Source organism: Cupriavidus sp. R6-3 (assembly GCF_059772245.1).
In genome coordinates, this window is sequence record NZ_JCBAJO010000049.1 from 1 (window position 1) to 24,461 (window position 24,461).

Annotated in this window: 25 protein-coding genes and 1 pseudogene; 12 read left to right on the top strand and 14 right to left on the bottom strand. The window is 68.8% G+C overall.

The genetic code is table 11. The features are described 5' to 3' along the window. Nucleotides 1–306: pseudogene (locus AC6EI8_RS10900) on the bottom strand (hypothetical protein); the annotation flags it as partial. 309 nt (nt 307–615) lie between these two features. Between AC6EI8_RS10900 and AC6EI8_RS10905 the strand changes: the two are divergent. From AC6EI8_RS10905 to AC6EI8_RS10920, 4 genes are all read left to right on the top strand, one after another. Further along, nucleotides 616–1,059 (top strand): Cd(II)/Pb(II)-responsive transcriptional regulator, encoded by a 444-nt coding sequence (locus AC6EI8_RS10905; protein WP_498381921.1) that lies wholly within the window; start codon nt 616–618, stop codon nt 1,057–1,059. A gap of 132 nt (nt 1,060–1,191) precedes the next feature. Continuing rightward, nucleotides 1,192–1,458: a hypothetical protein gene (locus AC6EI8_RS10910; protein WP_149317506.1), complete on the top strand. Its 267-nt coding sequence runs from the start codon at nt 1,192–1,194 to the stop codon at nt 1,456–1,458. A 199-nt stretch (nt 1,459–1,657) separates the two neighbouring features. Next, a complete protein-coding gene (rnk, locus tag AC6EI8_RS10915; RefSeq protein WP_149317507.1) occupies nt 1,658–2,077 on the top strand; it encodes a nucleoside diphosphate kinase regulator in 420 nt (139 codons plus the stop codon). Nucleotides 2,078–2,337: 260 nt separating this feature from the next. Further along, nucleotides 2,338–2,691, top strand: a complete 354-nt coding sequence (locus tag AC6EI8_RS10920) for a hypothetical protein (protein ID WP_226107761.1) — start codon at nt 2,338–2,340, stop codon at nt 2,689–2,691. 201 nt (nt 2,692–2,892) lie between these two features. Here the strand turns inward: AC6EI8_RS10920 and ypfJ are convergent, their stop codons facing one another. The 6 genes from ypfJ to gcl form a co-directional block, all read right to left on the bottom strand. Then, complete coding sequence (gene ypfJ, locus AC6EI8_RS10925; protein ID WP_149317509.1) at nt 2,893–3,762, bottom strand: KPN_02809 family neutral zinc metallopeptidase; 870 nt, start codon at nt 3,760–3,762, stop codon at nt 2,893–2,895. A gap of 229 nt (nt 3,763–3,991) precedes the next feature. Next, a complete protein-coding gene (gene pyk / locus AC6EI8_RS10930; protein WP_226107760.1) occupies nt 3,992–5,461 on the bottom strand; it encodes a pyruvate kinase in 1,470 nt (489 codons plus the stop codon). 158 nt (nt 5,462–5,619) lie between these two features. After that, on the bottom strand, nt 5,620–6,930 hold the full coding sequence (locus AC6EI8_RS10935) for a glycerate kinase type-2 family protein (protein ID WP_226107759.1): 1,311 nt from the start codon (nt 6,928–6,930) through the stop codon (nt 5,620–5,622). Nucleotides 6,931–7,049: 119 nt separating this feature from the next. After that, entirely contained in the window at nt 7,050–7,964 is a 915-nt protein-coding gene (glxR, locus tag AC6EI8_RS10940; protein WP_149317512.1) for a 2-hydroxy-3-oxopropionate reductase, read from the bottom strand. 69 nt (nt 7,965–8,033) lie between these two features. Then, entirely contained in the window at nt 8,034–8,816 is a 783-nt protein-coding gene (gene hyi, locus AC6EI8_RS10945; protein WP_226107758.1) for a hydroxypyruvate isomerase, read from the bottom strand. A gap of 95 nt (nt 8,817–8,911) precedes the next feature. Then, entirely contained in the window at nt 8,912–10,702 is a 1,791-nt protein-coding gene (gene gcl, locus AC6EI8_RS10950; RefSeq protein WP_149317514.1) for a glyoxylate carboligase, read from the bottom strand. 245 nt (nt 10,703–10,947) lie between these two features. On the opposite strand from gcl, the gene AC6EI8_RS10955 reads away from it, so the two are divergent. Then, nucleotides 10,948–11,868 carry a LysR family transcriptional regulator gene (locus AC6EI8_RS10955; protein ID WP_149317515.1) on the top strand — a complete coding sequence of 307 codons (921 nt, stop codon included), beginning with the start codon at nt 10,948–10,950 and terminating at the stop codon, nt 11,866–11,868. Between the two features lie 34 nt (nt 11,869–11,902). Then, nucleotides 11,903–12,274, top strand: coding sequence for a DUF2784 domain-containing protein (locus tag AC6EI8_RS10960; protein ID WP_498381922.1), 372 nt, complete (start codon nt 11,903–11,905; stop codon nt 12,272–12,274). Nucleotides 12,275–12,298: 24 nt separating this feature from the next. Here AC6EI8_RS10960 and AC6EI8_RS10965 read toward each other — a convergent pair whose 3' ends face one another. Together AC6EI8_RS10965 and AC6EI8_RS10970 are read right to left on the bottom strand one after the other, a co-directional pair. Further along, the gene (locus tag AC6EI8_RS10965; RefSeq protein WP_226107756.1) at nt 12,299–12,988 is read right to left on the bottom strand and encodes a GntR family transcriptional regulator; all 690 of its coding nucleotides are present in this window, start codon (nt 12,986–12,988) and stop codon (nt 12,299–12,301) included. A 42-nt stretch (nt 12,989–13,030) separates the two neighbouring features. Then, entirely contained in the window at nt 13,031–14,482 is a 1,452-nt protein-coding gene (locus tag AC6EI8_RS10970; RefSeq protein ID WP_498381923.1) for a C4-dicarboxylate transporter DctA, read from the bottom strand. Nucleotides 14,483–14,949: 467 nt separating this feature from the next. Between AC6EI8_RS10970 and AC6EI8_RS10975 the strand changes: the two genes are divergently transcribed. Both AC6EI8_RS10975 and AC6EI8_RS10980 read left to right on the top strand, forming a co-directional pair. Then, nucleotides 14,950–16,215 carry an allantoate amidohydrolase gene (locus AC6EI8_RS10975; protein ID WP_226107755.1) on the top strand — a complete coding sequence of 422 codons (1,266 nt, stop codon included), beginning with the start codon at nt 14,950–14,952 and terminating at the stop codon, nt 16,213–16,215. Between the two features lie 89 nt (nt 16,216–16,304). Continuing rightward, nucleotides 16,305–17,573 carry a M20/M25/M40 family metallo-hydrolase gene (locus AC6EI8_RS10980; RefSeq protein ID WP_150082005.1) on the top strand — a complete coding sequence of 423 codons (1,269 nt, stop codon included), beginning with the start codon at nt 16,305–16,307 and terminating at the stop codon, nt 17,571–17,573. A gap of 108 nt (nt 17,574–17,681) precedes the next feature. Here the strand turns inward: AC6EI8_RS10980 and AC6EI8_RS10985 are convergent, their stop codons facing one another. After that, a complete protein-coding gene (locus AC6EI8_RS10985) occupies nt 17,682–18,266 on the bottom strand; it encodes a GNAT family N-acetyltransferase (protein ID WP_498381924.1) in 585 nt (194 codons plus the stop codon). Between the two features lie 119 nt (nt 18,267–18,385). Between AC6EI8_RS10985 and arsC the strand changes: the two genes are divergently transcribed. Then, entirely contained in the window at nt 18,386–18,745 is a 360-nt protein-coding gene (arsC, locus tag AC6EI8_RS10990; RefSeq protein ID WP_149317522.1) for an arsenate reductase (glutaredoxin), read from the top strand. Nucleotides 18,746–18,981: 236 nt separating this feature from the next. Here arsC and AC6EI8_RS10995 read toward each other — a convergent pair whose 3' ends face one another. The 3 genes from AC6EI8_RS10995 to AC6EI8_RS11005 all read right to left on the bottom strand — a co-directional run bounded on the left by AC6EI8_RS10995 (nt 18,982) and on the right by AC6EI8_RS11005 (nt 20,816). Next, on the bottom strand, nt 18,982–19,200 hold the full coding sequence (locus tag AC6EI8_RS10995; protein WP_149317523.1) for a hypothetical protein: 219 nt from the start codon (nt 19,198–19,200) through the stop codon (nt 18,982–18,984). A gap of 180 nt (nt 19,201–19,380) precedes the next feature. Continuing rightward, nucleotides 19,381–20,148: a 3'-5' exonuclease family protein gene (locus tag AC6EI8_RS11000; RefSeq protein ID WP_498381925.1), complete on the bottom strand. Its 768-nt coding sequence runs from the start codon at nt 20,146–20,148 to the stop codon at nt 19,381–19,383. A 17-nt stretch (nt 20,149–20,165) separates the two neighbouring features. Further along, nucleotides 20,166–20,816 (bottom strand): MBL fold metallo-hydrolase, encoded by a 651-nt coding sequence (locus AC6EI8_RS11005; protein WP_226107750.1) that lies wholly within the window; start codon nt 20,814–20,816, stop codon nt 20,166–20,168. 299 nt (nt 20,817–21,115) lie between these two features. Between AC6EI8_RS11005 and AC6EI8_RS11010 the strand changes: the two genes are divergently transcribed. After that, on the top strand, nt 21,116–21,961 hold the full coding sequence (locus AC6EI8_RS11010) for a septal ring lytic transglycosylase RlpA family protein (RefSeq protein ID WP_498381926.1): 846 nt from the start codon (nt 21,116–21,118) through the stop codon (nt 21,959–21,961). A gap of 256 nt (nt 21,962–22,217) precedes the next feature. Here the strand turns inward: AC6EI8_RS11010 and rsmI are convergent, their stop codons facing one another. Then, a complete protein-coding gene (rsmI, locus tag AC6EI8_RS11015) occupies nt 22,218–23,117 on the bottom strand; it encodes a 16S rRNA (cytidine(1402)-2'-O)-methyltransferase (RefSeq protein ID WP_150081997.1) in 900 nt (299 codons plus the stop codon). An 18-nt stretch (nt 23,118–23,135) separates the two neighbouring features. Between rsmI and AC6EI8_RS11020 the strand changes: the two genes are divergently transcribed. Then, complete coding sequence (locus AC6EI8_RS11020; protein WP_223819424.1) at nt 23,136–23,591, top strand: YraN family protein; 456 nt, start codon at nt 23,136–23,138, stop codon at nt 23,589–23,591. Between the two features lie 172 nt (nt 23,592–23,763). Continuing rightward, nucleotides 23,764–24,461: BON domain-containing protein (locus tag AC6EI8_RS11025; protein WP_498381927.1), on the top strand; the 698-nt coding region annotated here is incomplete at its 3' end.

Sequence of the window (24,461 nt, forward strand, 5' to 3'; positions counted from 1 at the left end):
CGTGGGGCCGGGCGCGCTGGAGTCCGATGCCGGATCGCAGAGAGGGCCGAGCACATCGGTGGCGGCACTGCCGGCGCTGCCGGCGCTGCCGGCGCTGGTGCCGCTGGCCAAGACCGCGTCGAAGGCACCAATGACATCGATCGCTTCGGCGACCTCGACCGCTTCGATCGCATGCACCGCCGCGCCGCCCGCGGGCATGCCGGCGCCTGCCCAGCCATGCAGCGGCAGCAGGGCGAGCAGCAGCGGCAGCAGCGACAGCCGGAGCAGCCGCTGCAGCGATCGCACGAAGGTGGCGGGGCGCAGCACGAGATTCAGTGGGGTATGGAAAAGTGCCGGGCGGGTACGCTGGCCGCACCCGGTTGCGGCGATTCTACCTGAGATGCGAACGCGCCATTCGCGATGGGAGATCGCTCGATTTGTGCGCCCTCGGGAAGACCGGAGCCGGCGCCTCGGGAAGACCGGAGCCAGCGCGGCGGAAGACCGGAGCCGGCGCCCTCGGCAAGACCGGGGAGCCGGAGGTCCCTCCGGCATCGGAGGAAGCGGTTACCGGCAAGCCGCTCCGGGCTGGACTACACTGCCCCTTGAAAACCCTGTAATCGCTACAAGGTGAGTGTCATGAGAATCGGAGAACTCGCCCGCCAGTCGGGCTGCGACGCGGAGACCATCCGCTATTACGAGCGGGAGGGCCTGCTCGATGCGCCCCAGCGCGAGGACAACGGCTATCGCCGCTACGGCGACGCCCATCTGGTGCAGCTGAACTTCGTGCGCCATTGCCGCTCGCTGGGCACGAGCCTGTCCGATGTGCGCCGGCTGCGCGATTTCGCGCGCGATCCGAGCGCGGCCTGCGACGGCATCAATTCGCTGCTGGACCGGCAGATAGAGCAGATCCACGCGCAGCGCCTTGCGCTGGAGGCGCTGGAGAGCCAGCTGCGGGCGCTGCGGCACACATGCGACGAGGGCCACCGCGCCAGCGAATGCGGCATCCTGCAGAACCTGCAGCAGGCGGCCGGCGGCGGACCGTGCGAGTGCCACCGCACCGAAGCGGGCCATCCGCACTGAGCCGCGGCGGCCCAGGGCCACGCCGCTTTGCCGGTGCTGTGCTAGCATCCCGATAACCGGTCACGCGATTCGTCGCGCCCGCTTTTTTTTTGAGGCCTCGCTTTCCGTTTCCGGATTCCGACGTTTGGCCTCATGGACCTGGCCACCGGACCGCCGGGGCCGAATCCCCAACCGAACCCTTTGCCGATGTTCGCTCGCCGCTTCGTCTCGTTCGCCCAGGCCCGCCGCCTTGCCCGGCTGGCTGGCGCGCGCGTGGCGCGGCAGATCGCGAACGCGGCCCGCATGCGCGCACCGCTGATGCGCGCACCGCGCATGGCGGCCGGCCTGGCCGCCGTCCCTTCCCGCCGGATCACGCGCCGAATCTCCACCCCGCTTGATCCCGCCCGGTTCCCAGCCTAGCCGCACCGCAGTCGCGCCGGGCCAGCCGAACCGGGCCCGAGCCTCCTTTTCCGGATCGTTTTCCCGCCACGCGCGCCGCTCGGAGTAGCCGCACGCCGGGCGCCACCGCGCCGTCACCGCGCGGACGCCGATCCGGCCGAATCCAACAGACAAGCAAGACCAGCGCGCCCAGGCGCGCGCAAGCCATACAGGAGCCGCCATGACCGCATCCGCTTCGCTGCAGCCCACGCTGTATCTGACCGAACTCGACGTGACCCGACTGGAGCGCATCGCCAGCCGGGCCCCTGCCAACGGCATCGCCGAGATGCTGGACGACCTGCTGGCCCGCGCCGCGATCGTGCCGCCCGACGCGATTCCGCAGGACGTGGTGACGATGAATTCGTCGGTGCGCTGCGCGCTGGAGGGCGACCCGGCGCCGCGCGAGTGGACGCTGGTGTACCCGGACAGCGCCGATTTCGAGGCGGGCCGGATCTCGGTGTTCTCGCCGGTCGGCCAGGCGCTGCTTGGCGCCCGCGCGGGCGAGACGGTCAGCTACCGGCTGCCGGACGGCCGCGAGCAGCGGGTGACGGTGCTGGAGCTGTCCTATCAGCCCGAGGCCAACGGCCAGTTCACGCTGTAGTTCAGGCTGCGGTTCACGTCGCTGTTCACGCTTAGTTCACGCTGGAAAGGGCCGGCGGCCCGGCCGCGGCGCCTCGCGCGGGGCGCCGCTGGTTCCGCCACCTTGTCGTTTCACGGCGCGCAACTCACCATTCGTCGCAGCCCCATTTGTGGCCGCAAGGCCAGGGACTAACCTTCAACCCGTGCTCACATGGCGACATAGATCGCTCAGGGGCAGCAGGTAGCTGACACATAAATAAAGCTCAGTTGAAGGAGTCCCAAATGATCACCAGCCGTATCATCGGCGGCGCGTTGGCCGTCATCGTGGCCGCGACCTCGGCGGTCGCCGTGGCCGCGCCCGCCACCTCGAGCAAGGTCGGCAAGTTCGACGTCTATGCCGATGCGCTACGCGCCGGCAAGTTCAACACCTTCACCGACGGCGCCCGCCAGGGCAAGTTCGATACCTTCAGCGAAGGCGCTCGCCAGGGGCGGTTCGATCCCTACAGCGAAGGCACCCGCCAGGGCCAGTTCGACAGCTTCAGCGAAGGCGCCCGTGCGCCGAGCGGCGAGATTGCCGCCAGCTCGCTGGACAACGCCCGCAGCGGCGACGGCTCGCTGTACGGCTATCGCGTCTGACTCGCGTCTGATGCCGGGCCGGCGCCGCGTCCCCGGTGGCCTGTCTCGGGCCACCGCCACGCAAGCGCGCCGGCCACACCGGCTAATCGGTTTATCTCCCACCTGCCCGGTTGACCTCCTTTCCTCCTTCTCTCTCTCTCCGGGTGGGTGTTTTTTATTCCGCAGGTCCGCGCAGTTCCTTGTCTGCCGCGCGCGCCGGCTTTAGAGCTGGCGCGCCGCGAAGGCGTCGCAGCGGCCGATATCGGCCGACTCGAGCCCGCGCCGCAGCCAGCGGACCCGCTGCTCGCTGGTGCCGTGCGTGAAGGCTTCGGGCACGACATAGCCTTGCGACTGGCGCTGCAGACGGTCGTCGCCGATCGCGGCGGCGGCCTGCAGTCCTTCTTCGATATCCCCGGGTTCGAGCAGCTGCTGATTGGCGCGTTGCGCGGCCGCGGCCCAGACGCCGGCCAGGCAATCGGCCTGCAGCTCCATCCGCACCGACAGCTGGTTGGCCTGCGCCTCGCCCATGCGGCGACGCGCGCTGTCGACCTTGTCGGCCACGCCGAGCAGGTGCTGCACATGGTGGCCGACCTCGTGCGCGATCACATAGGCCTGGGCGAAGTCGCCGGCCGCGCCGAAGCGCTTGCGCAGCTCGTCGTAGAACGCCAGGTCGATATAGACCTTCTGGTCGGCGGGGCAATAGAACGGTCCCATCGCGGACTGGCCCATGCCGCAGGCGGTCTGCGTGGCGCCGGTAAACAGCACCAGCGTCGGCGGTTCGTAACGCCGGTTCAGCTCGGTTTCGAACAGGTGCGACCAGGTGCGCTCGGTGCTGCCGAGTACCTTGCGCACGAACACGGACATGGGATCGGTGGCGGGCGGCCCCTGGGTGGCCTGCTGCTGCGGCGCCTCGGACTGCTGCAGCACCGAGGCGCCCTGCATGATCACGGTGGGATCGATGCCGAAGAAGTAGGAGGCGGCGAGCGCGACCAGGATCGTGCCGATGCCGATGGTCTTGCCGCCGGCACCGAAGCCTCTGCCGCCTCGCCGGTCTTCCACATGTTGGCTTTCGGCTTCGTCGTCAAGGCGCATGGTGGCTCCGCTGGTTCAGGTACGCGGCCACGGAAGAGGGCACAGGGGCCCGGCCGCGAAGTGCCGCCAAGTATAGCAATGGCGGCACTGGCGCGGGTTTGCGGGGAAGCCCGCCGGCTTCAGGCGGGCAGGGAGCCCGGGCTTGGGGGTGGGCGCTCCGACGCACGCGGGAAGGTCCCGGCTTGCGCGGGCGGCGCGCACCAGCTCAGGCTGGCCAGAGCACCTGGCTTCAAGCGGGCACGGCGTTCGAAGCTTCGAGCGCCGCGGCGGCCGGCACCTTCGTGCCGCCGACCTCGGCGACCCGCAGCAGGTTGGTCGTGCCGCCCTGGCCGAACGGCATGCCCGCCGCGATGGTGATCTGATCGCCGGGCTCGGCATAGCCTTCGGCCAGCGCGGCGCGCGTCGCCGCGTCGACCATCTCGTCGACGCTCTGCACGTCCGGACTGACCGTCGAATGCACGCCCCAGGCCAGCGCCAGCCGCCGCGCGATCTCGACATGCGGTGTGATGCTGACGATCGGCGCGCACGGCCGCTCGCGCGCGGCGCGCAGCGCGGTCGCGCCCGACGAGGTATAGGTCACCGTCGCCGCCGCCCCGATGATCTGCGTGACCTCGCGCAGCGCCGCGCAGATCGCATCCTGCCGCGTCGACAGCGGCGCCTCGTGCTGGGCGTCGAGCAGATTGCGATAGAGCGGGTCGCGTTCGACCTCGGTGATGATGCGGTTCATCATCGCGACCGCGGGTACCGGGTGGCGGCCGTTGGCCGATTCGGCCGACAGCATCACCGCGTCGGCGCCGTCGTAGATCGCGCTGGCGACGTCCGACGCCTCGGCGCGCGTCGGCACCGGCGAGTCGATCATCGATTCGAGCATCTGCGTGGCGATCACGATCGGCTTGCCGAGCTGGCGGCACACGCGCAGGATGCGCTTCTGTACGCCGGGTACGCGCTCCGGCGGCAATTCCACGCCGAGGTCGCCGCGCGCGACCATCACCGCGTCCGACACCCGCACGATCTCGTCGAGCTGCTGCAGCGCGGCCGGCTTCTCGATCTTCGACAGCACGCCGGCGCGCGTGCCGATCAGCTCGCGCGCCTCGACGATGTCCGACGGGCGCTGCACGAAGGACAGCGCGATCCAGTCCGCGCCCAGCGACAGCGCGAACTCGAGATCGCGGCGGTCCTTGTCGGTCAGCGCCGGAATCGGAATCACCGCGTCCGGCACGTTGACACCCTTGCGGTCCGACAGCGTGCCGTGATTGACCACGCGCGTGACGATGCTGCCCGCGGACACCGATTCGATCCGCAGCTGCACCTTGCCGTCGTCGATCAGCAGCGACTGCCCCGGCGCGGCGACGCGGAACAGCTCGGGATGGGGCAGATGCACGCGGGTCGCATCGCCCGGGGTCGGATCGCTGTCGAGCACGAAGGGATCGCCGGCCTTGACCGCGAGCTTGCCCACCGCGAAGGTGCCGATGCGCAGCTTCGGCCCCTGCAGATCGGCCAGCACCGCGATCGGACGGCCGGTCTCGGCCTCGACCTGGCGCACGGCCTGATAGCGCTGCCGATGGTCCTCGTGGGTGCCGTGGCTGAAGTTGAGCCGGAACACGTCGGCGCCGGCCTCGAACAGCTGCCGGATCACCGCGATATCGGTGCTCGCCGGTCCCAGCGTGGCAACGATCTTGGCTTTGCGCTGGCGTCTCATGGTGTCTCCTGTTGCGGTGTTTTCAGTGGTGCGGTGTTGCGGTATTGCGGTTGTGATGGGGCACGTTGCCGTGCCGGGCGCGATTCCGTGTCGCGATCGTGGTTGCGGTCGTGCACGTTGCCGATGGCGACAGGCGTGACGACGTCGCAGCGCCATCGTCAGAGAATCAGCATGGCGCGGAAGTCGTTGACGTTGGTGCGCGTCGGCCCGGTGACGATCAGATCGTCGAGCGCGGCGAAGAAGCCGTAGCCGTCGTTGTCGGCCAGGCGCGCGCGTGCCGACACGCCGCGCGCGGCGGCGCGCTCCAGCGTGTCGGGCGACAGCAGCGCGCCGGCGTTGTCTTCGGAGCCGTCGATGCCGTCGGTGTCGGCGGCGATCGCATGCACGCCGGGCAGCCCGTCAAGCGCCACCGCGAGCGACAGCAGGAATTCCGCGTTGCGTCCGCCGCGGCCGTTGCCGCGCACGGTGACCGTGGTCTCGCCGCCCGACAGCAGCACGCAGGGCTTGCGCCACGGCTGGCCGCGCTGGGCGACCTGGCGTGCCAGCGCGGCGTGCACCAGCGCGACCTCGCGCGCCTCGCCCTCGATGCAATCCGAAAGGATATGGGCCTCGATGCCGAGCGCACGCGCACGCGCGGCGGCGGCTTCGAGCGCCTGCTGTGCGGTGGCGAGCGTCACGGCGCGATGTCCCTCGAAGCGTGGATCACCGGGCTTGGGCGTTTCACCGGCACCGCTCTGCAGATGCGCGCGCACGGCCGCCGGTACCTCGATGCCGTATTTGTCGATCACCGCCAGCGCATCCGCGCAGGTGGTGGCGTCGGGCAAGGTCGGACCGCTGGCGATCAGCGTCGGATCGTCGCCCGGGATGTCGGAGATCAGCAGCGTCTCGACGCGCGCCGGCGCGCATTGCAGCGCGAGCCTGCCGCCCTTGAGCGCGGACAGATGCTTGCGCACGCAGTTCATCTCGCCGATGTTGGCGCCGCTGCGCAGCAGCGCCTTGTTGACGGCCTGCTTGTCGGCCAGCGTCAGCCCCCGTGCGGGCGCGGCCAGCAGCGCCGAGCCGCCGCCCGAGATCAGGCACAGCACCAGGTCGTCGGCGCTCAGTCCCTTGACCATCTCGACCATGCGCTGCGCGGCCTGCTGCCCGGCTGCATCGGGCACCGGATGTGCGGCCTCGACGACCTCGATGCGCGAGCACGGCGCGCCGTGGCCGTAGCGCGTCACCACCAGTCCGGACAGTTCCCCTTGCCAGTGGGCCTCGACCGCCTGCGCCATCGACGCGGCGGCCTTGCCCGCGCCGATCACTACGGTGCGGCCCTTCGGCGGAGCCGGCAGTTGCGGCGGCAGGCACTGGCCCGGACTGACCGCGGCGACCGCGGTGTCGAACAGCTCGCGCAGCAGCGCGCGCGGATCGGCAAGACTGTCGCGACGCGTCGGCGTCAGCAGGGCGGCGTGGGAATCGGAATACATGGCGGTGCGCGATGGGATGGCGGGATGGCGTGGCGGTGAGCGTCCGCGCCGGCGAACACGGCGCGGACGAGGCGGGCGCGTGGATCGCTCGCACGCGCCACTGCGACTTGCTTCGCGGCTTACTTCGCGATCGTATGGTTCGACATCAGCTCGATCGCGCGGCACAGCGCCGAGTGATCCTGCTTGCCGAAGCCATTGGCGGCGCAGGTGTTGAACAGCTCCTGCGCGGTCGCGGTGTTGGGCAGCGCCACGCCCAGCGCCTTGGCGCCCTGCAGTGCCAGGTTCAGGTCCTTCTGGTGCAGTTCGATGCGGAAGCCCGGATCGAAGGTGCGCTTGACCATGCGTTCGCCGTGCACCTCCAGGATGCGCGACGACGCGAAGCCGCCCATCAGCGCCTGGCGTACCTTGGCCGGATCGGCGCCGGCCTTGGAGGCGAACAGCAGCGCCTCGGCGACGGCCTGGATGTTCAGCGCGACGATGATCTGGTTGGCGACCTTGGTGGTCTGGCCGTCGCCGTTGCCGCCGACCAGCGTGATGTTCTTGCCCATCAGCTCGAACAGCGGCTTGACCTCCTCGAAGGCCTCGGCCGGGCCGCCGACCATGATGGTCAGCGTGGCGGCCTTCGCGCCTACTTCGCCGCCCGACACCGGCGCGTCGAGATAGGCCGCGCCCAGCTTGTTGATGCGCGCCGCGAAGTCCTTGGTGGCGATCGGCGAGATCGAGCTCATGTCGACCACGATCTTGCTGTGCGAGGCTTCCTTGCCGGCCGCCTTCAGCGCGGCGGCCACGCCCTTCTCGCTGAACAGCACGCTTTCCACGTGCGGGGTGTCGGGCACCATGATGATCACGATGTCGGCGCGCTTGGCGACCTCCTCGGCGCTGGTGCAGACCGTGACGCCAGCGTCGACCAGGGCCTGCGGGGCGGGGTTGACGTCATGGACGAACAGCGTGTGGCCGGCCGCGCGCAGGTGGCCGGCCATCGGCGCACCCATGATGCCCAGGCCGATGAAGCCGACGTTGCGTTGGTTTGCCATGGTGAGTCTCCTTGGAATGGTGATGAATGAAATCTGTTCTGGTTCTGTCGCCGTTGCGGTCCGGCGCGATCACTGCACGCCGAACTGCGCGCGCCAGCCCAGGCCCGCCTCGGTGCTCGTGCGCGGCTTGTATTCGCAGCCGACCCAGCCGGTGTAGCCGATCTGGTCGAGCCAGGAGAACAGGAAGCCGTAGTTCAGCTCGCCGGTGCCCGGCTCGTTGCGGCCCGGGTTGTCGGCCAGCTGTACATGCTTGATGCGCGGCAGGTTGGCCTTCAGCGTCGCGGCGATTTCGCCTTCCATCCGCTGCATGTGATAGATGTCGTACTGCACGTACAGGTTGGGCTCGCCGACCTGGTCGATCAGATCCAGCGCCTGCTGCGTGCGCGACAGGAAGAAGCCCGGAATGTCGAAGGTATTGATCGGCTCGATCAGCAGGTCGATCTTCTCGGCGGCGAGCTTGCGGGCGGCAAAGCGCAGGTTCTCGACCAGCGTCTCCTGCGCCTGCTCGCGCCGGACGTTCTGCGGCAGGATGCCGACCAGGCAGTTCAGCTGCTGCACGCCCAGCACCTTGGCGTACTGGATCGCGTCGCCGACGCCGTCCTGGAATTCGCCGACCCGATCCGGATGGCAGGCGATGCCGCGCTCGCCCGCTTCCCACTTGCCGGCCGGCAGGTTGTGCAGCACCAGGTCGAGCTGGAAGCGGTTGAGCCGATCGGCGATCTGGTCGGCGTGAAACGCATAGGGGAACAGGAACTCGACGCCGCGAAAGCCCGCGCGCGCGGCGGCTTCGAAGCGGTCGAGGAAGCCGATCTCGTTGAACAGCATGGTCAGATTGGCAGCCAGTTTCGGCATGAATGTCTCCAGAGTCTGGGTAGGGTTGTCGGTGTGGCCATCGGGGCGGCGGAAGCATGGCTGTGTGAACAAGCCCGCCTCCGCCTGCGCGCGCGTCAGGCCGTTTCCGCTTCTTCCTTCAGGATCGCCGTGTCGGCCTCTTCGTCGACGCGGTCCTCGATCGGCTCGAACTCGTTGATGTTGTCGATCTCGGTGCCCATCGCGATATTGGTCACGCGCTCAAGGATCACCTCGACCACCACCGGCACCGAGAATTCGGCCATCAGGTCGCGCGCCTCGGCGAAGGCCGGCGCGATGTCCTCGGGCTTGAACACGCGGATCGCCTTGCAGCCCAGGCCCTCGACCACCTTGACGTGGTCGACGCCATAGCCCTGGAGCTCGGGCGCGTTGATGTTGTCGAAGGCCAGCTGCACGCAGTAGTCCATGTCGAAATTGCGCTGCGCCTGGCGGATCAGGCCGAGATAGGAGTTGTTCACCAGCACGTGGATGTACGGCACCTTGAACTGCGCCGCCACCGCCAGCTCCTCGATCATGAACTGGAAGTCATAGTCGCCCGAGATTGCGACCACGTCCGATTCGGGCGAGGCCACCTTGACGCCGATCGCCGCCGGAATGGTCCAGCCCAGCGGGCCGGCCTGGCCGCAGTTGATCCAGTGGCGGGGCTGGTTGACCGACAGGAACTGCGCCGCGGCAATCTGCGACAGGCCGATCGTGCTGACGTAGCGCACGTCGCGCGGGAAGTACTGGTTCATCTCGCGATAGACGCGCTGCGGCTTGACCGGAACGTTGTCGAAATCGCTCTTGCGGTGCATGGTGCGGCGGCGCTGCTGCACCTCGGCGACCCAGGCCTTGCGGCACGGCAGCCGGCCGGCCTGCTTCATCTCGCGGGCGACCTCGACGAACTGCTCGAGCGCCAGCTTGGCATCGGAGACGATGCCCAGGTCCGGACCGAACACGCGGCCGATCTGCGTCGGCTCGATATCGACGTGCACGAACTTGCGGCCCTTGGTGTAGACCTCGACGCTGCCGGTGTGGCGGTTGGCCCAGCGGTTGCCGATGCCCATCACGAAGTCCGACGCGAGCAGGTTCGCATTGCCGTAGCGGTGCGAGGTCTGCAGCCCGACCATGCCGGCCTGCAGCGGATGGTCGTCGGCCAGCACGCCCCAGCCCATCAGCGTGGGCACCACCGGCACGTTGACCAGCTCGGCGAATTCGACCAGCAGTTCGGCGGCATCGGCATTGATCACGCCGCCGCCGCAGACGATCAGCGGCTTGGCCGAGGCGTTCAGCATCGAGATCGCCTTCTCGATCTGCGCGCGCGAGGCGGCCGGCTTGTACGGCTGCAGCGGCTGGTACGTTTCCGGATCGAATTCGATCTCGGCGACCTGCACGTCGAACGGCAGATCGATCAGCACCGGACCCGGACGGCCCGAGCGCATCAGATGGAAGGCCTGCTGGAAGACCTGCGGCACCAGCGCCGGCTCGCGCACGGTCACGGCCCACTTGGTCACGGGCTTGGCGATCGATTCGATATCGACGGCCTGGAAGTCCTCCTTGTACAGGCGGGCGCGCGGCGCCTGGCCGGTGATGCAGAGGATGGGAATCGAGTCGGCCCAGGCCGAGTACAGCCCGGTGATCATGTCGGTGCCGGCCGGGCCCGAGGTGCCGATGCAGACGCCGATATTGCCGGCCTCGGCGCGGGTATAGCCCTCGGCCATGTGCGAGGCGCCCTCGACGTGGCGGGCCAGGTAGTGGTCGATCGAGCCCGTCTTGCGCAGGGCCGAGTACAGCGGGTTGATGGCGGCGCCGGGTACGCCGAACGCCACGGTGATGCCTTCCTTTTCCAGCACGGCTACCGCCGCGTCCACTGCTCTCATCTTCGGCATGTCTGTCTCCAAGGGTGATCCAATCCGTTGGAGTCGATCCTATTACCGCCTTGGCGCTGCGATAAAGGGAAGAGAGATCAGTTGATTCCATACCTGAGGTTTGGAATGATGTCGTATGGCGCGTGCGCCGGCGCGCCGTCCGCCTTCACCGGCGTCATGCGCCGCGGCGCATTGCCGGCATAGCGCGCGGCGGATGCCGCGGCATGGCGGCGCGGCGCAAAATCGTGCGCGGGAGGAGACAAACGTTGGACAAACTCAAACAGATCGAGGCCTTCATCTCGGTGGTGGAGCAGGGCAGCATGGCCGCCGCCGCGCTGACCCAGGGCGTCACGCCGGTGATGATCGGCCGGCGCATCAATGCGCTGGAGGCGCGCATCGGCGTCAAATTGCTGCACCGCTCCACGCGGCGCATCGTGGTGACCGAGCAGGGCGCGGCCTTCATGGAGCAGTGCAAGAAGGCGCTGGCGGACCTGGACCGCGCCGAGATGCTGATCGCCGAGGGGCGCCACAAGGCGACCGGGCATCTGATCGTTTCCGCGCCGGCGGCGTTCGGCCGCAAGCATGTAGCGCCGCACGCGCCGGCATTCCTCGCCAACAATCCCGAGGTGCAGATCTCGTTCAACCTGACCGACCGCGTGGTCGACCTGGTGCGCGAGGGCTACGATGTCGGCATCCGCATCGGCGGCGCGATCGACCCGAATTTCGTCGCGATCAAGCTGGCGACCAACAAGCGCGTGGTGTGCGGCACGCCGGCCTACTTCGCGCGGCACGGCGTGCCCCGCACGCTGGACGACCTGGCGCAGCACAACTGCCTGGCGTTCAACCTGCAGGGCGGACAGCAGCGCGGCTGGTATTTCCGGCAGAACGGCAAGGCCGTCAGCGTGCGCGTGACCGGCAATCTCGACTGCAACGACGGCGAGCTACTGCACCGCTGGACCTGCGAGGGGCTGGGGCTGGGCTGGCGCTCGACGTGGGAGATCCTGCCGCAGCTCGAGAGCGGGGAACTGATCACGGTGCTGGACGAATACGCCTTGCCAGATTACGACATCCTGGCGGTGTACCCGCAGCAGCGGCCCGTCCCGGCGAAGATCCGCTTCTTCATCGAACACCTGAAGACCGAATTCAACCGCCCGGGCTACTGGACCGCGCGCGCCGGCGGCGCGTAAGGACCCGCAGCGCTCGTTTTGCAGAGGAGGGCCGATGGCTGCCTGGCTGGCCGACGCCGTGGTGCTGCTGCACCTGCTGTTCGTCGCCTTCGTGGTCGCGGGCGGCGTGCTGCTGTGGCGCTGGCCACGCGTCGCATGGCTGCATCTGCCGGCCGCGCTGTGGGGCGCCACCGTCGAATGGACCGGCTGGATCTGCCCGCTGACGCCGCTGGAAAACCGGCTGCGGCATGCGGCCGGGGAACAGGGCTATGCCGGCGGCTTCGTCGAGCAGTATCTGCTGCCGCTGCTGTACCCGCAGGCGCTGACGCGCGAGACCCAGTTGTGGCTGGGCGCGCTGGTGGTAGGGATCAATGTCGCGGTGTATGCGCTGTGGTGGTGGTCGCGCCGGCGCCGGCGCCGGCGTTGACGGCGCGCGCCGCCGCAGCGGAACTCACGCCAGCAGCGCCGCCACCAGATCCTTGCCCGCCGGTGCGGGCACCTCGTCGAAGTGCAGCGCGCCCTCGACATGGCTCAGGTGGCCGACCATCAGTTCGACCGCGCGCTCGGCGTCGCCGGCGCGCGCCGCTTCGATGAATTCGCGATGCTCGTCGGACGAGCACGCCGCGTCCCGGCGCGACTGGTACAGCATGGTGATCACCGCGCTGCGCATCGACAGCTCGTGCAGCATCTCGGTGAGCACCTTGTTGCCGACGACCTCGGCCAGCAGGATATGGAAGTCGCTGAGCAGCCGGGTGCGGGTCTGCGCGTCGTTGCCGGCCAGCGCCTTTCTTTCGGCGGCCAGATGCTTGTCGATCCGTTTGTAGTCGGCGGCCGTGGCGCGCGCGACGAACTCGCGGGCCAGCGCGGCCTCGAGGATGCGCCGCACGGCGAAGACTTCGCGGGCCTCCTCGGCGCTGGGCTTGGCAACGAATGCGCCCTTGTCGGGCACGATCTGGATCACCTTGTCCTTGGACAGCATCAGCAGCGCCGCGCGCACCTTGGTACGGCTGACCCGGTAGACCGCCGCCAGGGCCTCCTCGCGCAGCTTGGTGCCGGGCGGCAGGCGGTGCGAAACGATCGCCGCGACGATGTCATCGGCGATCGCCTCGGCGGTCATGGCAGGGTCGATATGCTCGGGCATGGGGCGCAGCGCGGGCGGCGCGCTTGGGGGAAATGCCGAATTCTATCGTCCCGTGGCTTTACCCGGCACCGGCGCATACCCGGGGGCCGCGTGGCCACCCTCCAGCCCGTCCAGGCCATCGAGCACCGGGGCGCTCAGTCCCTCGTCCAGTTCGGCGGCCGGGATCTCGCCGTTCAGCACCGCATGCGCGCGTTCGCGGTCGATGTCCTTCTCCCAGGCCGCGACCACCACGGTGGCGACGCAGTTGCCGATCAGGTTGCCCAGCGCGCGGGCGATGCCGATGAACCAGTCGACCGACAGCACCAGCACCAGGCCGATCGCCGGGATCGCCGGATGCGCGGACAGCGTCGCGGCCAGGATCACGATGGCGGAGCCGGGGATGCCGTGCGCGCCCTTGGAGGTCACCAGCGCGACCGCCAGGATGCCCAGCAGGTCGGCCATCGACAGCGCGGTATTGGTGGCCTGCGCGATGAACACCGCGGCGAGCGTCAGGTAGATCGAGAAGGCGTCGAGGTTGAACGAGTAGCCGGTCGGGATCACCAGGCCGACCACCGACTTGCGGATGCCCATGAACTCGAGCTTGCGCATGATCTGCGGCAGCACGCTGTCCGACGAGGCGGTGCCCAGCACCACCAGCAGCTCGGCGCGCAGGTACTTGATCAGCTTGAACACCGAGAAACCCGACAGCCGCATCACGGTACCGAGCACCACGGCCACGAACACGACCACCGCGCCGTAGAACAGCACCACCAGGAAGCCCAGCTGCTTGAGCGAGCCGATGCCGTACTTGCCGACGGTGAACGCCACCGCGCCCAGCACGCCCAGCGGCGCCAGCTTGATGATGAAGCCCATCATCTTGAACAGCGTCTGCGAGAAGGTGTCGATCAGCCGGACCAGCGGCCGGCCCGGCTCGCCGATCAGCGACAGCGCGCAGCCGAACAGTACGGACACCAGCAGCACCTGCAGCACGTCGCCCGACGAGAAGGCGCCGATCACGGTCGACGGAATCAGCTTGAGCAGGAAGTCGACGGTGCCGCCGCTGGCCACCTTGGCCGCGTTGTCGACATAGGCGCTCATCGCCGAGGCGTCGAGCGACGCCGGGTTGACGTTCATGCCGGCGCCCGGCTGGAACACATAGGCCAGCAGGATGCCCAGCGCCAGCGCGATGGTGGTGACGATCTCGAAATAGACCACCGCCTTGACGCCGACGCGGCCGACCTTCTTCAGCTCGCCGGCGCCGCAGATGCCGGCCACCACCACGCAGAACACGATCGGCGCGATCAGCATCTTGATCAGCTTGATGAAGGCGTCGCCGAGCGGCTTGAGCTTGGCGGCGAACTCCGGAAAGGCCAGACCGAGCACGGTGCCCAGTACCAGCGCGATCAGCACCTGGCCGAACAGCGAGCGCGTGAAGCGTTGGATCGGATGGCGGGGGACGGGATTGGGGGTAGGCGTGTGCGGCCGGCCGGCGCCGGGCAGGGCGGGTTGCTGCATGACTTGTCTCCAGACGGGCGGGTCCGTGTCGGTGTGACGGCTCACCCTGTTCGATTCAGGACTGCCACCGGCGCCGCTGTGGGCAACGGTGTCTCGGGTTCGGCACACCCGGTGCGACGGATGTGGCTCGCGTGGAAGGCCCCCCTGTTGGGGCGGAATTCACGCCGGCGACTGTCTGGACCGGATTGTCCGCAGCGCTTTGTCGGAACCTGGACCGGAATATAGTGCATATCTTTTTTGTATGCAATTTTTGAATTCACTGTGCTAACATGGTCTGCATCGATGACCCCGTGCGCGTCCCGGCGCCGGGGAACAGCGCACCACACAAGCACAACAGCCACCGCGCCAGGCGGGCAGCCCAACCGGCTCGCCAAGCCGCAAGCGAGCGCGCTACAGTCATCGCATCCCCGTTCGGGGGCCCGGGTGCCGGCGTACAGCCGGCACGATCCGTTCAGCAGGAGACACGCATGGCAGCATCCACAACGCCCACCTCGGTGTCCGGCACCGAAGTCGGCGCGCGCATCATGGCCTGGGCCGACGCCCTCGCCGTCCACACCGAGCAGCCGGGCATGCTGACTCGCACCTATCTGACCGACGCGCACCACGGCGCCGCCGCCCAGCTGGCGGCATGGATGGAAGCGGCCGGCATGACGGTGCGCCGCGATGCCGCCGGCAACGTGATCGGCCGCTATGAAGGCACCGAGCCGGGCGCGCCGGCGCTGCTGACGGGTTCGCATTTCGACACCGTGCGCGATGCCGGCCGCTACGACGGCAATCTGGGCGTGATCCTGCCGATCGCCTGCGTCGCCGAATGGCACCGCCAGGGCAAGCGCTTTCCGTTCGCGATCGAGGTGGTCGGCTTTGCGGAGGAAGAGGGCGTGCGCTTCAAGGCGACGCTGCTGGGCAGCCGCGCGATCGCCGGCACCTTCGACAACAACGTGCTCGACAACGTCGACGACAGCGGCAAGACCATGCGCGAGGTGATGCGCGCGGCCGGCTTCGACCCGGCTGGCCTGCCCGCGGCGGCGCACGCGCGCGACAAGGTGCTGGCCTTCGTCGAAGTCCATATCGAACAGGGCCCGGTGCTGCTGAACGAGAACCTGCCGGTCGGCGTGGTGACCGCGATTTCCGGCGCGACCCGCTTCATCGTCGAGCTCGACGGCCTGGCCGGCCATGCCGGCACGGTGCCGATGGACATGCGCCGCGACGCGGCGATGGCCGGTGCCGAGATCGGGCTGTTCATCGAGCGCCGCTGCAGCGGCACGCCGGGCCTGGTCGGCACCGTCGGCCAGTTCAATGTGCCCAACGGCGCCGCCAACGTCGTGCCGGGCCGCGCCGTGTTCTCGATCGATATCCGTGCCGGCGAGGATGCGGTGCGGCAGGCCGCCGTCGCCGACGTGCTGGCCGAGATCGAACGCGTCTGCGCGCGCCGCAAGGTGCGCGCCCAGGTCCGCAAGACCCACGAGGCCGCCAGCGTGCCGTGCGCGCCGTGGCTGCAGCAGCAATGGGCGGCGGCGATCGAGCGCCAGGGCGCGCCGGTGCGCCTGCTGCCGTCCGGCGCCGGCCACGACGCAATGGCGATCGCCGCGATCGCCGACGTGGCGATGCTGTTCGTGCGCTGCGGCAACGGCGGCATCAGCCACCATCCGACCGAGACCATGACGGTCGAGGACGCCGCGCTGGCCGCGCGCGTGTTCAGCGATTTCGTCGAACACTTCAGCGCCCGTCCTTGATCCGGGCGGCCTGCCGACCACATGCCGGCCGCCTTCATTCCGAACAAACTCCCGCGCCCAGCGCGCCCTCAGCCAACCAGCGAAGAGCCATGACCGCACGAGACAACATGAACCCCACGCAAACCACGCTGACCCACTTCATCGACGCGAACCGTCCCGCGCAGGAGGCCTTCCTCGCCGAGCTGGTCAAGGTGCCGTCGGACAATCCCCCCGGCGACTGCGACGCCCACGGCGCGCGCGCACGGCAACTGCTCGAAGGCCTGGGCTTCCAGGTCGAGGCGCACAAGGTGCCCGACGAGCTGGTCAAGGCGGCCGGCATGATCAGCGCCACCAACCTGATCGTGCGCAAGACCTTCGGCAACGGCGGCCCGACCATCGCGATGAACGCGCACGGCGACGTGGTGCCGCCGGGACTGGGCTGGACCAAGGACCCGTACGGCGGCGAGATCGCCGACAGCGAGCACGGCCCGGTGATGTACGGCCGCGGCGTGGCGGTGTCGAAGTCGGATTTCGCCACCTACACGTACGCGGTGCTGGCGCTGATGGAAGCGGAAAAGCAGGGCGCCAAGCTCAACGGCACGGTCGAGCTGCAGTTCACCTATGACGAGGAAACGGGCGGCGACATCGGCCCGAAGTTCCTGCTGGACCAGGGCCTGACCAAGCCGGATTACGCGATCTCGGCCGGCTTCTCGTACGGCATCACCTCGGCGCATAACGGCTGCCTGCACGTCGAGGTCACCGTCAAGGGCAAGCAGGGGCATGCCGCGATGCCGCATACCGGCGTCGACGCGATCGAAGCCGCGACGCACATCCTGCAGGCCGTCTACGGCCTGCGCGCCGAGCTGGCCACGCGCAAGTCCAAGGTGCCGGGCATCGACACCGCGACGCTGAATGTCGGCCTGATCAAGGGCGGCATCAACACCAACGTGGTGCCCGACCTGGTGACCTTCCGCATCGACCGCCGGATGATCCCGGAAGAGATCGGCTTCGACGCGGAAGGCGAGATCCGTGCGGTGGTCGAGAAGGCCGCCAAGGACCGCCCCGGCATCGAGGTCAAGGTCGAGCGCATCATCCTGGCCGAGCCGCTGTCCGAGCTGCCCGGCGTGGAGAAGCTGATCGGCGCCCTGAAGAGCCGCGCCGAGGAAGTGTTCGGCGTCGACATCCCGGTGCACGGCGTGCCGCTGTACACCGACGCCCGCCACTACACCAGCCGCGGCATCCCGACCGTGCTGTACGGCGCCGGCCCCCGCACGCTGATGGAAGCCCGCGGCCACAACTCGGACGAAAACCTGCGGCTGAACGACCTGAACCGGGCCACCAAGGTGGTGGCGCTGGCGTTGTCGGATTTGATGTCGTGATCTGCTGTCGCGATCTGATGTGGTGATTTGACCCGGGGCCGGCACCGCCCTGTGGATGGACGAACGGCCCGCTGACGCGGGCCGTTTGCATTCGGGCGCAGCCACGGCTCAACCGGCCGGAGCGTCCCCCGGCAACGCCGTCGCACCCGCCCCCAACGGCCGCTGCATCAGCGCCGTATCGATCCACTGGCCGTGCTTGAAGCCGACCGCCTCCAGCCGGCCGGCCATGCGGAAGCCCATGCGTTCGTGCAGCGCGATCGAGCCGTTGCCTTCGCCGCCGGCGGGGCAGGCGATCACGGCGACCATCTGGCGCCACGGGCCGTGTTCGCAGCGGGCGAGCAGCGCGGCCAGCAGGACGGCGCCGATGCCGCGGCCGCGATGGCGCTCGTCCAGGTAGATCGAATCCTCGATGGTATGACGGTAGGCGCTGCGCATGCGATAGGACGACGCGTAGGCGTAGCCCGCCACCACCGGGCGGCCGTCGATCTGCAGCTCGGCCACCAGATAGGGCAGGCCCTTGTCCAGCAGGGCGGCGCGGCGCTCGCGCATTTCGTCGAGCGTGGGTGGTATTTCCTCGAACGAGGCGCGGCCGTGGACAACGTGGTGGGTGTAGATCGCGTGGATCGTGGGGAGGTCGTCGTCGGTGGCATCGCGCACGGTCGGCGCGGCAACGGTGGCCTGGTTCGTGGTCATGGCGTCTGGCGTGGTATCGAAGGAGGGCGCGCGGCGTACCGGTTCGCCCGCGCTGCTTGTAGCTTGTATAGTCCGTCGTGTTTGCAGATGACAACGTTTGCGTTTCGAGGGACGGACCCATGATCAAGATTTACCACAATCCGCGCTGCTCCAAGTCGCGCGACACGCTGGCGCTGGTGCAGCAGGCCGCCGAACGCCTGGGCGAACCGGTCGAGGTGGTCGAGTACCTGAAGACGCCGCCGACGCTGGCCACGCTCAAGCAGCTGCATGCGCTGCTCGATGTGCCGGTGCGGCAGATGGTGCGCGACAACGAGGCGATCTACGCCGAGCTTGACCTGGCCGATCCGGGCCTGAGCGACGCCGAGGTGCTGCAGGCCGTGGCCGATCATCCGATCCTGCTGCAGCGGCCCATCGTGGTGCGGGGGCAGCGTGCCGCGATCGGTCGGCCGCCCGAGAATGTCGCGGCGCTGCTTTCCTGAGCGCCGGATCGAACCGAGCCTCTGATCGAATCGAGCTTCGGATCGGACCGTGCCCCGGACTGAACCGAGCCCGGATCGAAGCGAGCCCGGATCGAAGCGAGCCCGGATCAAAGCGAGCCCGGATCGAAGCGAGCCCGGATCAAAGCGAGCCCGGATCAAAGCGAGCCCCAAATAGAAACCGGCCTCCGTGTGGAGGCCGGCCCGGTGCTGGAGGCGCGGTAGCTTCAGGCGGGTCGTTATTTGACACCCAGCCAGTGCATGGCCTCCTGACCGAAAGCGATGGCCGCCAGGACGATCAGCAGCAGGACCAGCGCCACGGTACTGACGTAGACCGTGGCCTTGGCGATGTCGGCTTCATCGTCGGCGGGGTGGGAGTGGGCGACACTGTGCGCGTGCGGTGGCCGGTGCAGCCGTTCGGCCAGATGCCGCCAGTGAAGATCGGGATGGAAACGCATGATCGACACCTCCTCGACAGGAACGCGCGTCAGGCGGTCTTCACCATAGCAACGGACCGCCATGCATGGCGAGGCCGCCGCAGTTGCGCACGGCGCGGCGTCGGAACGGCCATGCACGCTTTTACTATAGGCGATCGCGACATGGCGGACCCGCGGCGTGGCGCCGACGCGACCTAAGGGTCAACCCTGCCGCGCCAGGTCGTCGGGCGGCGCGGAGGTGCCGGCGGGCTCGGCCGGGGATGCAGGGCCTGCAGGAGATTCCGTGGATTCCGTGGATCCCGTGGATCCCGTGGATTCCGGGGATTCCGGGGATTCCGGGGATTCCGGGGATTCCGGGGATTCCGGGGCGATCGCTGCGAGGGCGGCTTCGCGTTCGCGCAGCGCGGCCAGCATGTTGCAGAACATCGCCCCCTGTTCGAGCGCGTCGTCCAGCGCGACATGGGTATGCGGCAGCGGATCGATCCATGCCTGCGGCAGCGCGGCCTTGACGGTGCGGCGGTAGCGCAGGCCGGTCAGCGAGAAACCGAGCGTCTTGATGTCGAGCGCGGCCCAGCCGAACGGCGAGCGGCCGGCGAAACGCATCATGTACCAGAACATCCAGGTGAAATCGAAGCCGGCGGGGAAGGCCACGAACACGGGTTTGCCCGGCAGCGCTTCGACCCATTCGACATAGCGCACCAGCGCCTGCTCGGGCGGCTGCAGGTCCCGCCGGCAGGCGGCCCAGGCCTCGGGCTCGGTTTCCCACCATTTCATCTGCACCGGATGGCCGACCGCGCCGGGCAGTGTCTCCAGATTGGCCGAGAAGGTGCCGAGCACGGTCTTGTCGGCGAGCATCGCCACCGAGGCGAACGACAGCATCGAATGCGGGCCCGGGATCGGACCGTCGGTCTCGACGTCCGTGCTGACGTAGATCTCGGGGCGGGTATCGGGCAGCTGTCGCTTGGCCATGGTCGGAGGGTGGGCCGTCAGGCCACGTCGATCAGATGATCGGCGACGAAGGGGTTGTCGCGCCGCTCGTTGCCGAAGGTCGACACCGGACCGTGCCCCGGCACGAACGTCACGTCGTCGCCCAGCGGCCACAGCCGCGTGCGGATCGAGCGGATCAGGTCGGCATGGTTGCCGCGCGGGAAATCGGTGCGCCCGATCGAGCCGGCGAACAGCACGTCGCCGACGATGGCCAGGCGGTGCGGCCGCGAGAAGAACACCACGTGGCCAGGCGTATGCCCGGGGCAATGGTAGACCTCGAGCGTTTCGTCGCCGAACTGCACCGTATCGCCCTGATCCAGCCAGCGATCGGGCTCGAACGCCTCCGCGTGGCCAAAGCCGAAGCGCTTGGTCTGCTCGGGCAGCTGGTCGATCCAGAACTGCTCGTCGCGATGCGGCCCTTCGATCGGCACGCCGAACTCGCGCGACAGCGCGGCGGCGCCGGCACAGTGATCCAGATGGCCGTGCGTCAGCAGGATCTTTTCCAGCGTCACGTCCTGTTCCTTCAGCGCGGCCTGGATCCGGTCCAGATCGCCGCCGGGATCGCAAACCGCGGCGCGCCCGGTGCGCTCGTCGATCAGCAGCGAGCAATTCTGTTGGAAGGGCGTGACGGGAATCAGCAGGACTTTCATCGTTGAGGGGTCGGACGATCGCCGGGGATGCGCGGCGTATGGGGTTGGATCGGCGTTCTGGTGGATGTGCCGGCCTATGTCGTCGCATTGTAGCGTCGGCCTTTGGTAGACATGGCGACGTACCAAATATGTGAACTGTGATGCCTTTTCGTTGCATCGACGTCAACGGCAGGGATAGTCCGGAGAATCGCCGCAATCCGTTGTCAGTTCGGGGATTGCGAGCAATTGCACGCCGTAGCCAGACAATTCGTAACAAAATCGCTGTAAATCGCGCGCGCGACCGATGTTAGACTCGCGCGATGCTTTGGCCGACCCACCCCCTTACCCATGCTCGCCGCGCGCTCCGCTACGGCTTTCACGCCGTCTGTGCGTTGACGCTGGCCGCCTGTGCGGTGTCGCCGAACGACGATCCCAACAGCGCCGCGGCCGACCAGAATGCGGCGCCGACCGCTGCCACGCCCGCCGCAAAACAGGCACAGGCACGCAAGTCCAAGTCCGCGAACAACGACAACCGTGCCGACGCCCGCAACGAGGCGCCAGCTGTGGCAAGCACCGAGACGCCGGCCCCGACCGGCTCGTGGCGCCTGTTCAGCTGGGGCGACGACGACAGCAGCGACAGCGAATCGGCGTCCCGCGGCACGCCGCGCGGCTCGTCGCTGGAAGGCCTGCGCGCGGATATCGGCACGTTCGAGCAGCGCGGCACGGCGTCGTGGTACGGCAAGCAATTCCACGGCCGCAAGACCGCCAACGGCGAGCGCTTCGACATGGGCGCGATGACCGCCGCCCACCCGTCGCTGCCGCTGGACAGCTGGGTGCTGGTGCGCAATCTGCGCAACGACAAGGTGGCGGTGCTGCGCATCAACGACCGCGGCCCGTATCACGGCAACCGCGTGCTCGACGTGTCGTATCGCGCCGCCAAGCGGCTGGGCTTCGTCGACCGCGGGCATACCCAGGTCGAAATCCGCCGGCTGTCGCGTACCGAACTGGCCGCGCTGGGACCGCTGCGCGAGCCCGGCATGGACACGGGCGCCACCGACGGCGGCGGCGACGGTGTGGACGACGACGACACCGTGGCCAAGCCGGTCAAGGCCAAGCGCGTGGTACTCAAGACCCGCAAGACGGCCAGCAAGGCCAATGCGCGCTGAGGCCGGTTTCTCCTTCCTCGCCTCCTTCCTCGCGCATCGGCGCGCCTCCGACTGCGCCGCAGTCAGAGCCATCGTCAGGGCCACGGTCCGAGCCCCTGCTGGAGCCACAGTCACCGCTCCAGTGAGCGGCTACGCGGCCCGCTGCACAGCTCCCCGTTCCACCCGGCTTCCCCACCGGAGCGCCTGAGCGGCGCCGACCATGATGCCGGCGCGCATGGCTTCGCCCCGCATCTTCCCGGTCTGCATCGTTCCGGTCTTACTCCTGCTCGCGGCGCGCCAGCGCCATCGCATAGAGCGCCGCGGTATCGGCCCCGGTGATCGCCGCGGCCAGCTTGGCGGCGCGCTTGGCCGGCAACTCCTCCAGCAGCAGCGCCAGCACCCGCTGCGCGTTCGCGTCCAGCGCCGCCTCACCCTTTGCCGGTGCGCCTGCCCCTTCGATCACCAGCACGAACTCGCCCTTGGCGCGCGCCGGATCGGCCGCCAGCCAGGCCGGCGCGTCGGCGACCGCCATCGTCTCGGCCTGCTCGAACAGCTTGGTCAGTTCCCGGCCGATCAGCAGCCGGCGCGTCGGCGGCAATTGCTGCGCGAGTGCGGCCAGCGTGTCGGCAATGCGGTGCGGCGCTTCGTAGACGACCCAGGCATGCTCGAGCGTCGCCAGCGCGGCGATCGCCTCGGTGCGCGCCTTGGCCTTGCTGGGCAGGAAGCCGGCGAAGGTGAAGCGCCCCGCGCCGGTATCGAGCATCTCGCCGGCGACCGACAGCGCGGCCACCGCGGCGCTCGGACCAGGCAGCGGCACCACGCGATGGCCCGCCGCACGCACCGCCTCGACCAGCCGTGCGCCCGGGTCGGAGATGCCCGGCGTGCCGGCATCCGAAACATAGGCGATGCGTTCGCCGGCGGCCAGCCGCTCGGCCACGCGCACGCCGGCCTCGCGCTCGTTGTGCTCGTGCACCGCCAGCAACGGCCGCTGCAGGCCCAGGCGCGACAGCAGCTGGCCGGTATTGCGGGTGTCCTCGCACGCGATCGCGTCGGCAAGGCCGAGCACATGCAGCGCGCGCAGCGTCAGGTCGGCGAGGTTGCCGATCGGCGTGGCGACGACGTACAGCGTGCCGGTGGGATAGGACTGGCCGGTTGCCAGCGAGATCCAGTCAGTCATGCTTGAGAACTTCCGTTGATGCGCACATTCAAAACCACGGCACGAGGCTCGGCACGCGACCTGGCGAAGGACTCGGCGAGGGATTCGGCGAGAGACACTTCGAACACCGGGACGAAGGACACGTCGAAAGCGCGCGGCGAACGCGCCGAGGCGCGGGCGCTGGCCTATCTGCAGGGCCAGGGTCTGGCGCTGGTGGTCCGCAATTATCGCTGCAAAGGCGGCGAGCTGGACCTGGTGATGCGCGCGCCCGACGGTACGCTGGTCTTCGTCGAGGTCCGCTCGCGCAGCAGCGACGCGTTCGGCGGCGCGCTGGCCAGCATCACGACGACCAAGCGCCAGCGCATCCTGCAGGCCGCCAATCACTATCTGGCGACGCTGGACCATGCGCCGCGCTGCCGGCTCGATGTGGTGGCGATCGGACCGCGACGGCTCGAATGGCTGCGCGATGCGTTCGGCGCGGGCGAGTCGGAATGACAGGACGGCGCCATCGACATCGAACCAGCGCATTCGCCGGGGGCCGCGGCCGCCAGGCTGTCCGTCATAATGCGCGTTGCGGCGCACGGCCAACTGGCATTGCCCCGGCGCGGCGCAGGCCGCCCTGCCGACTGCCGATCCTCTTTCGCATTACCGCTACAGCAAGGAACGCATGAAGACTTCGCTTTTTTCGCGCGACGCGCTCGCTGAACCGACGCCGGTCCGCGCCCCCGCCCAGGCCCGTGGCGCCAGCCGGCTCGCCGCCATCGCCCGTGCCGCCGCCACCGCCACGCTGATGCTGACCGCCGCGACGCAGTTGAGCGGCTGCTTCCCGGTGATCGCCGGCGCCATGGGGGCCGGCGTGATGAGCGCCACCGACCGCCGGCCGACGTCGATCCAGGCGGTCGATCGCGGCCTGCAGCTCGAGATCGAGAACACGCTGGCGACGCGCTACAGCGGCGCCGCTCGCGTCAACGTCACCGTGTTCAACAAGAAGGTGCTGCTGACCGGCGAGGTCAAGGACGCCAATCTGCGCCAGCAGATCGAGCAGTACGTGCGCGGGCTGCCGAACGCGCGCGAGGTCATCAACGAGCTGGAGGTGGTGTCGTCGCCGTCGTTCGCCCAGCAGAGCCAGGACGCCTTCGTGACCAGCAAGGTCAAGACGATGCTGATGACCGCCGAAGGCGTGCCGTCGAATTCCACCAAGGTCACCACCGAACGGGGCGTGGTCTATCTGATGGGCCTGGTCACCCGTCCCGAGGGCGATCGCGCCACCGAGACGGCACGCAATGTCGGCGGCGTCAGCAAGGTGGTCAAGGTGTTCGACTACATCGACGAGGCCGAGCGCGCCCGCCTGGACGCGGCCGCATC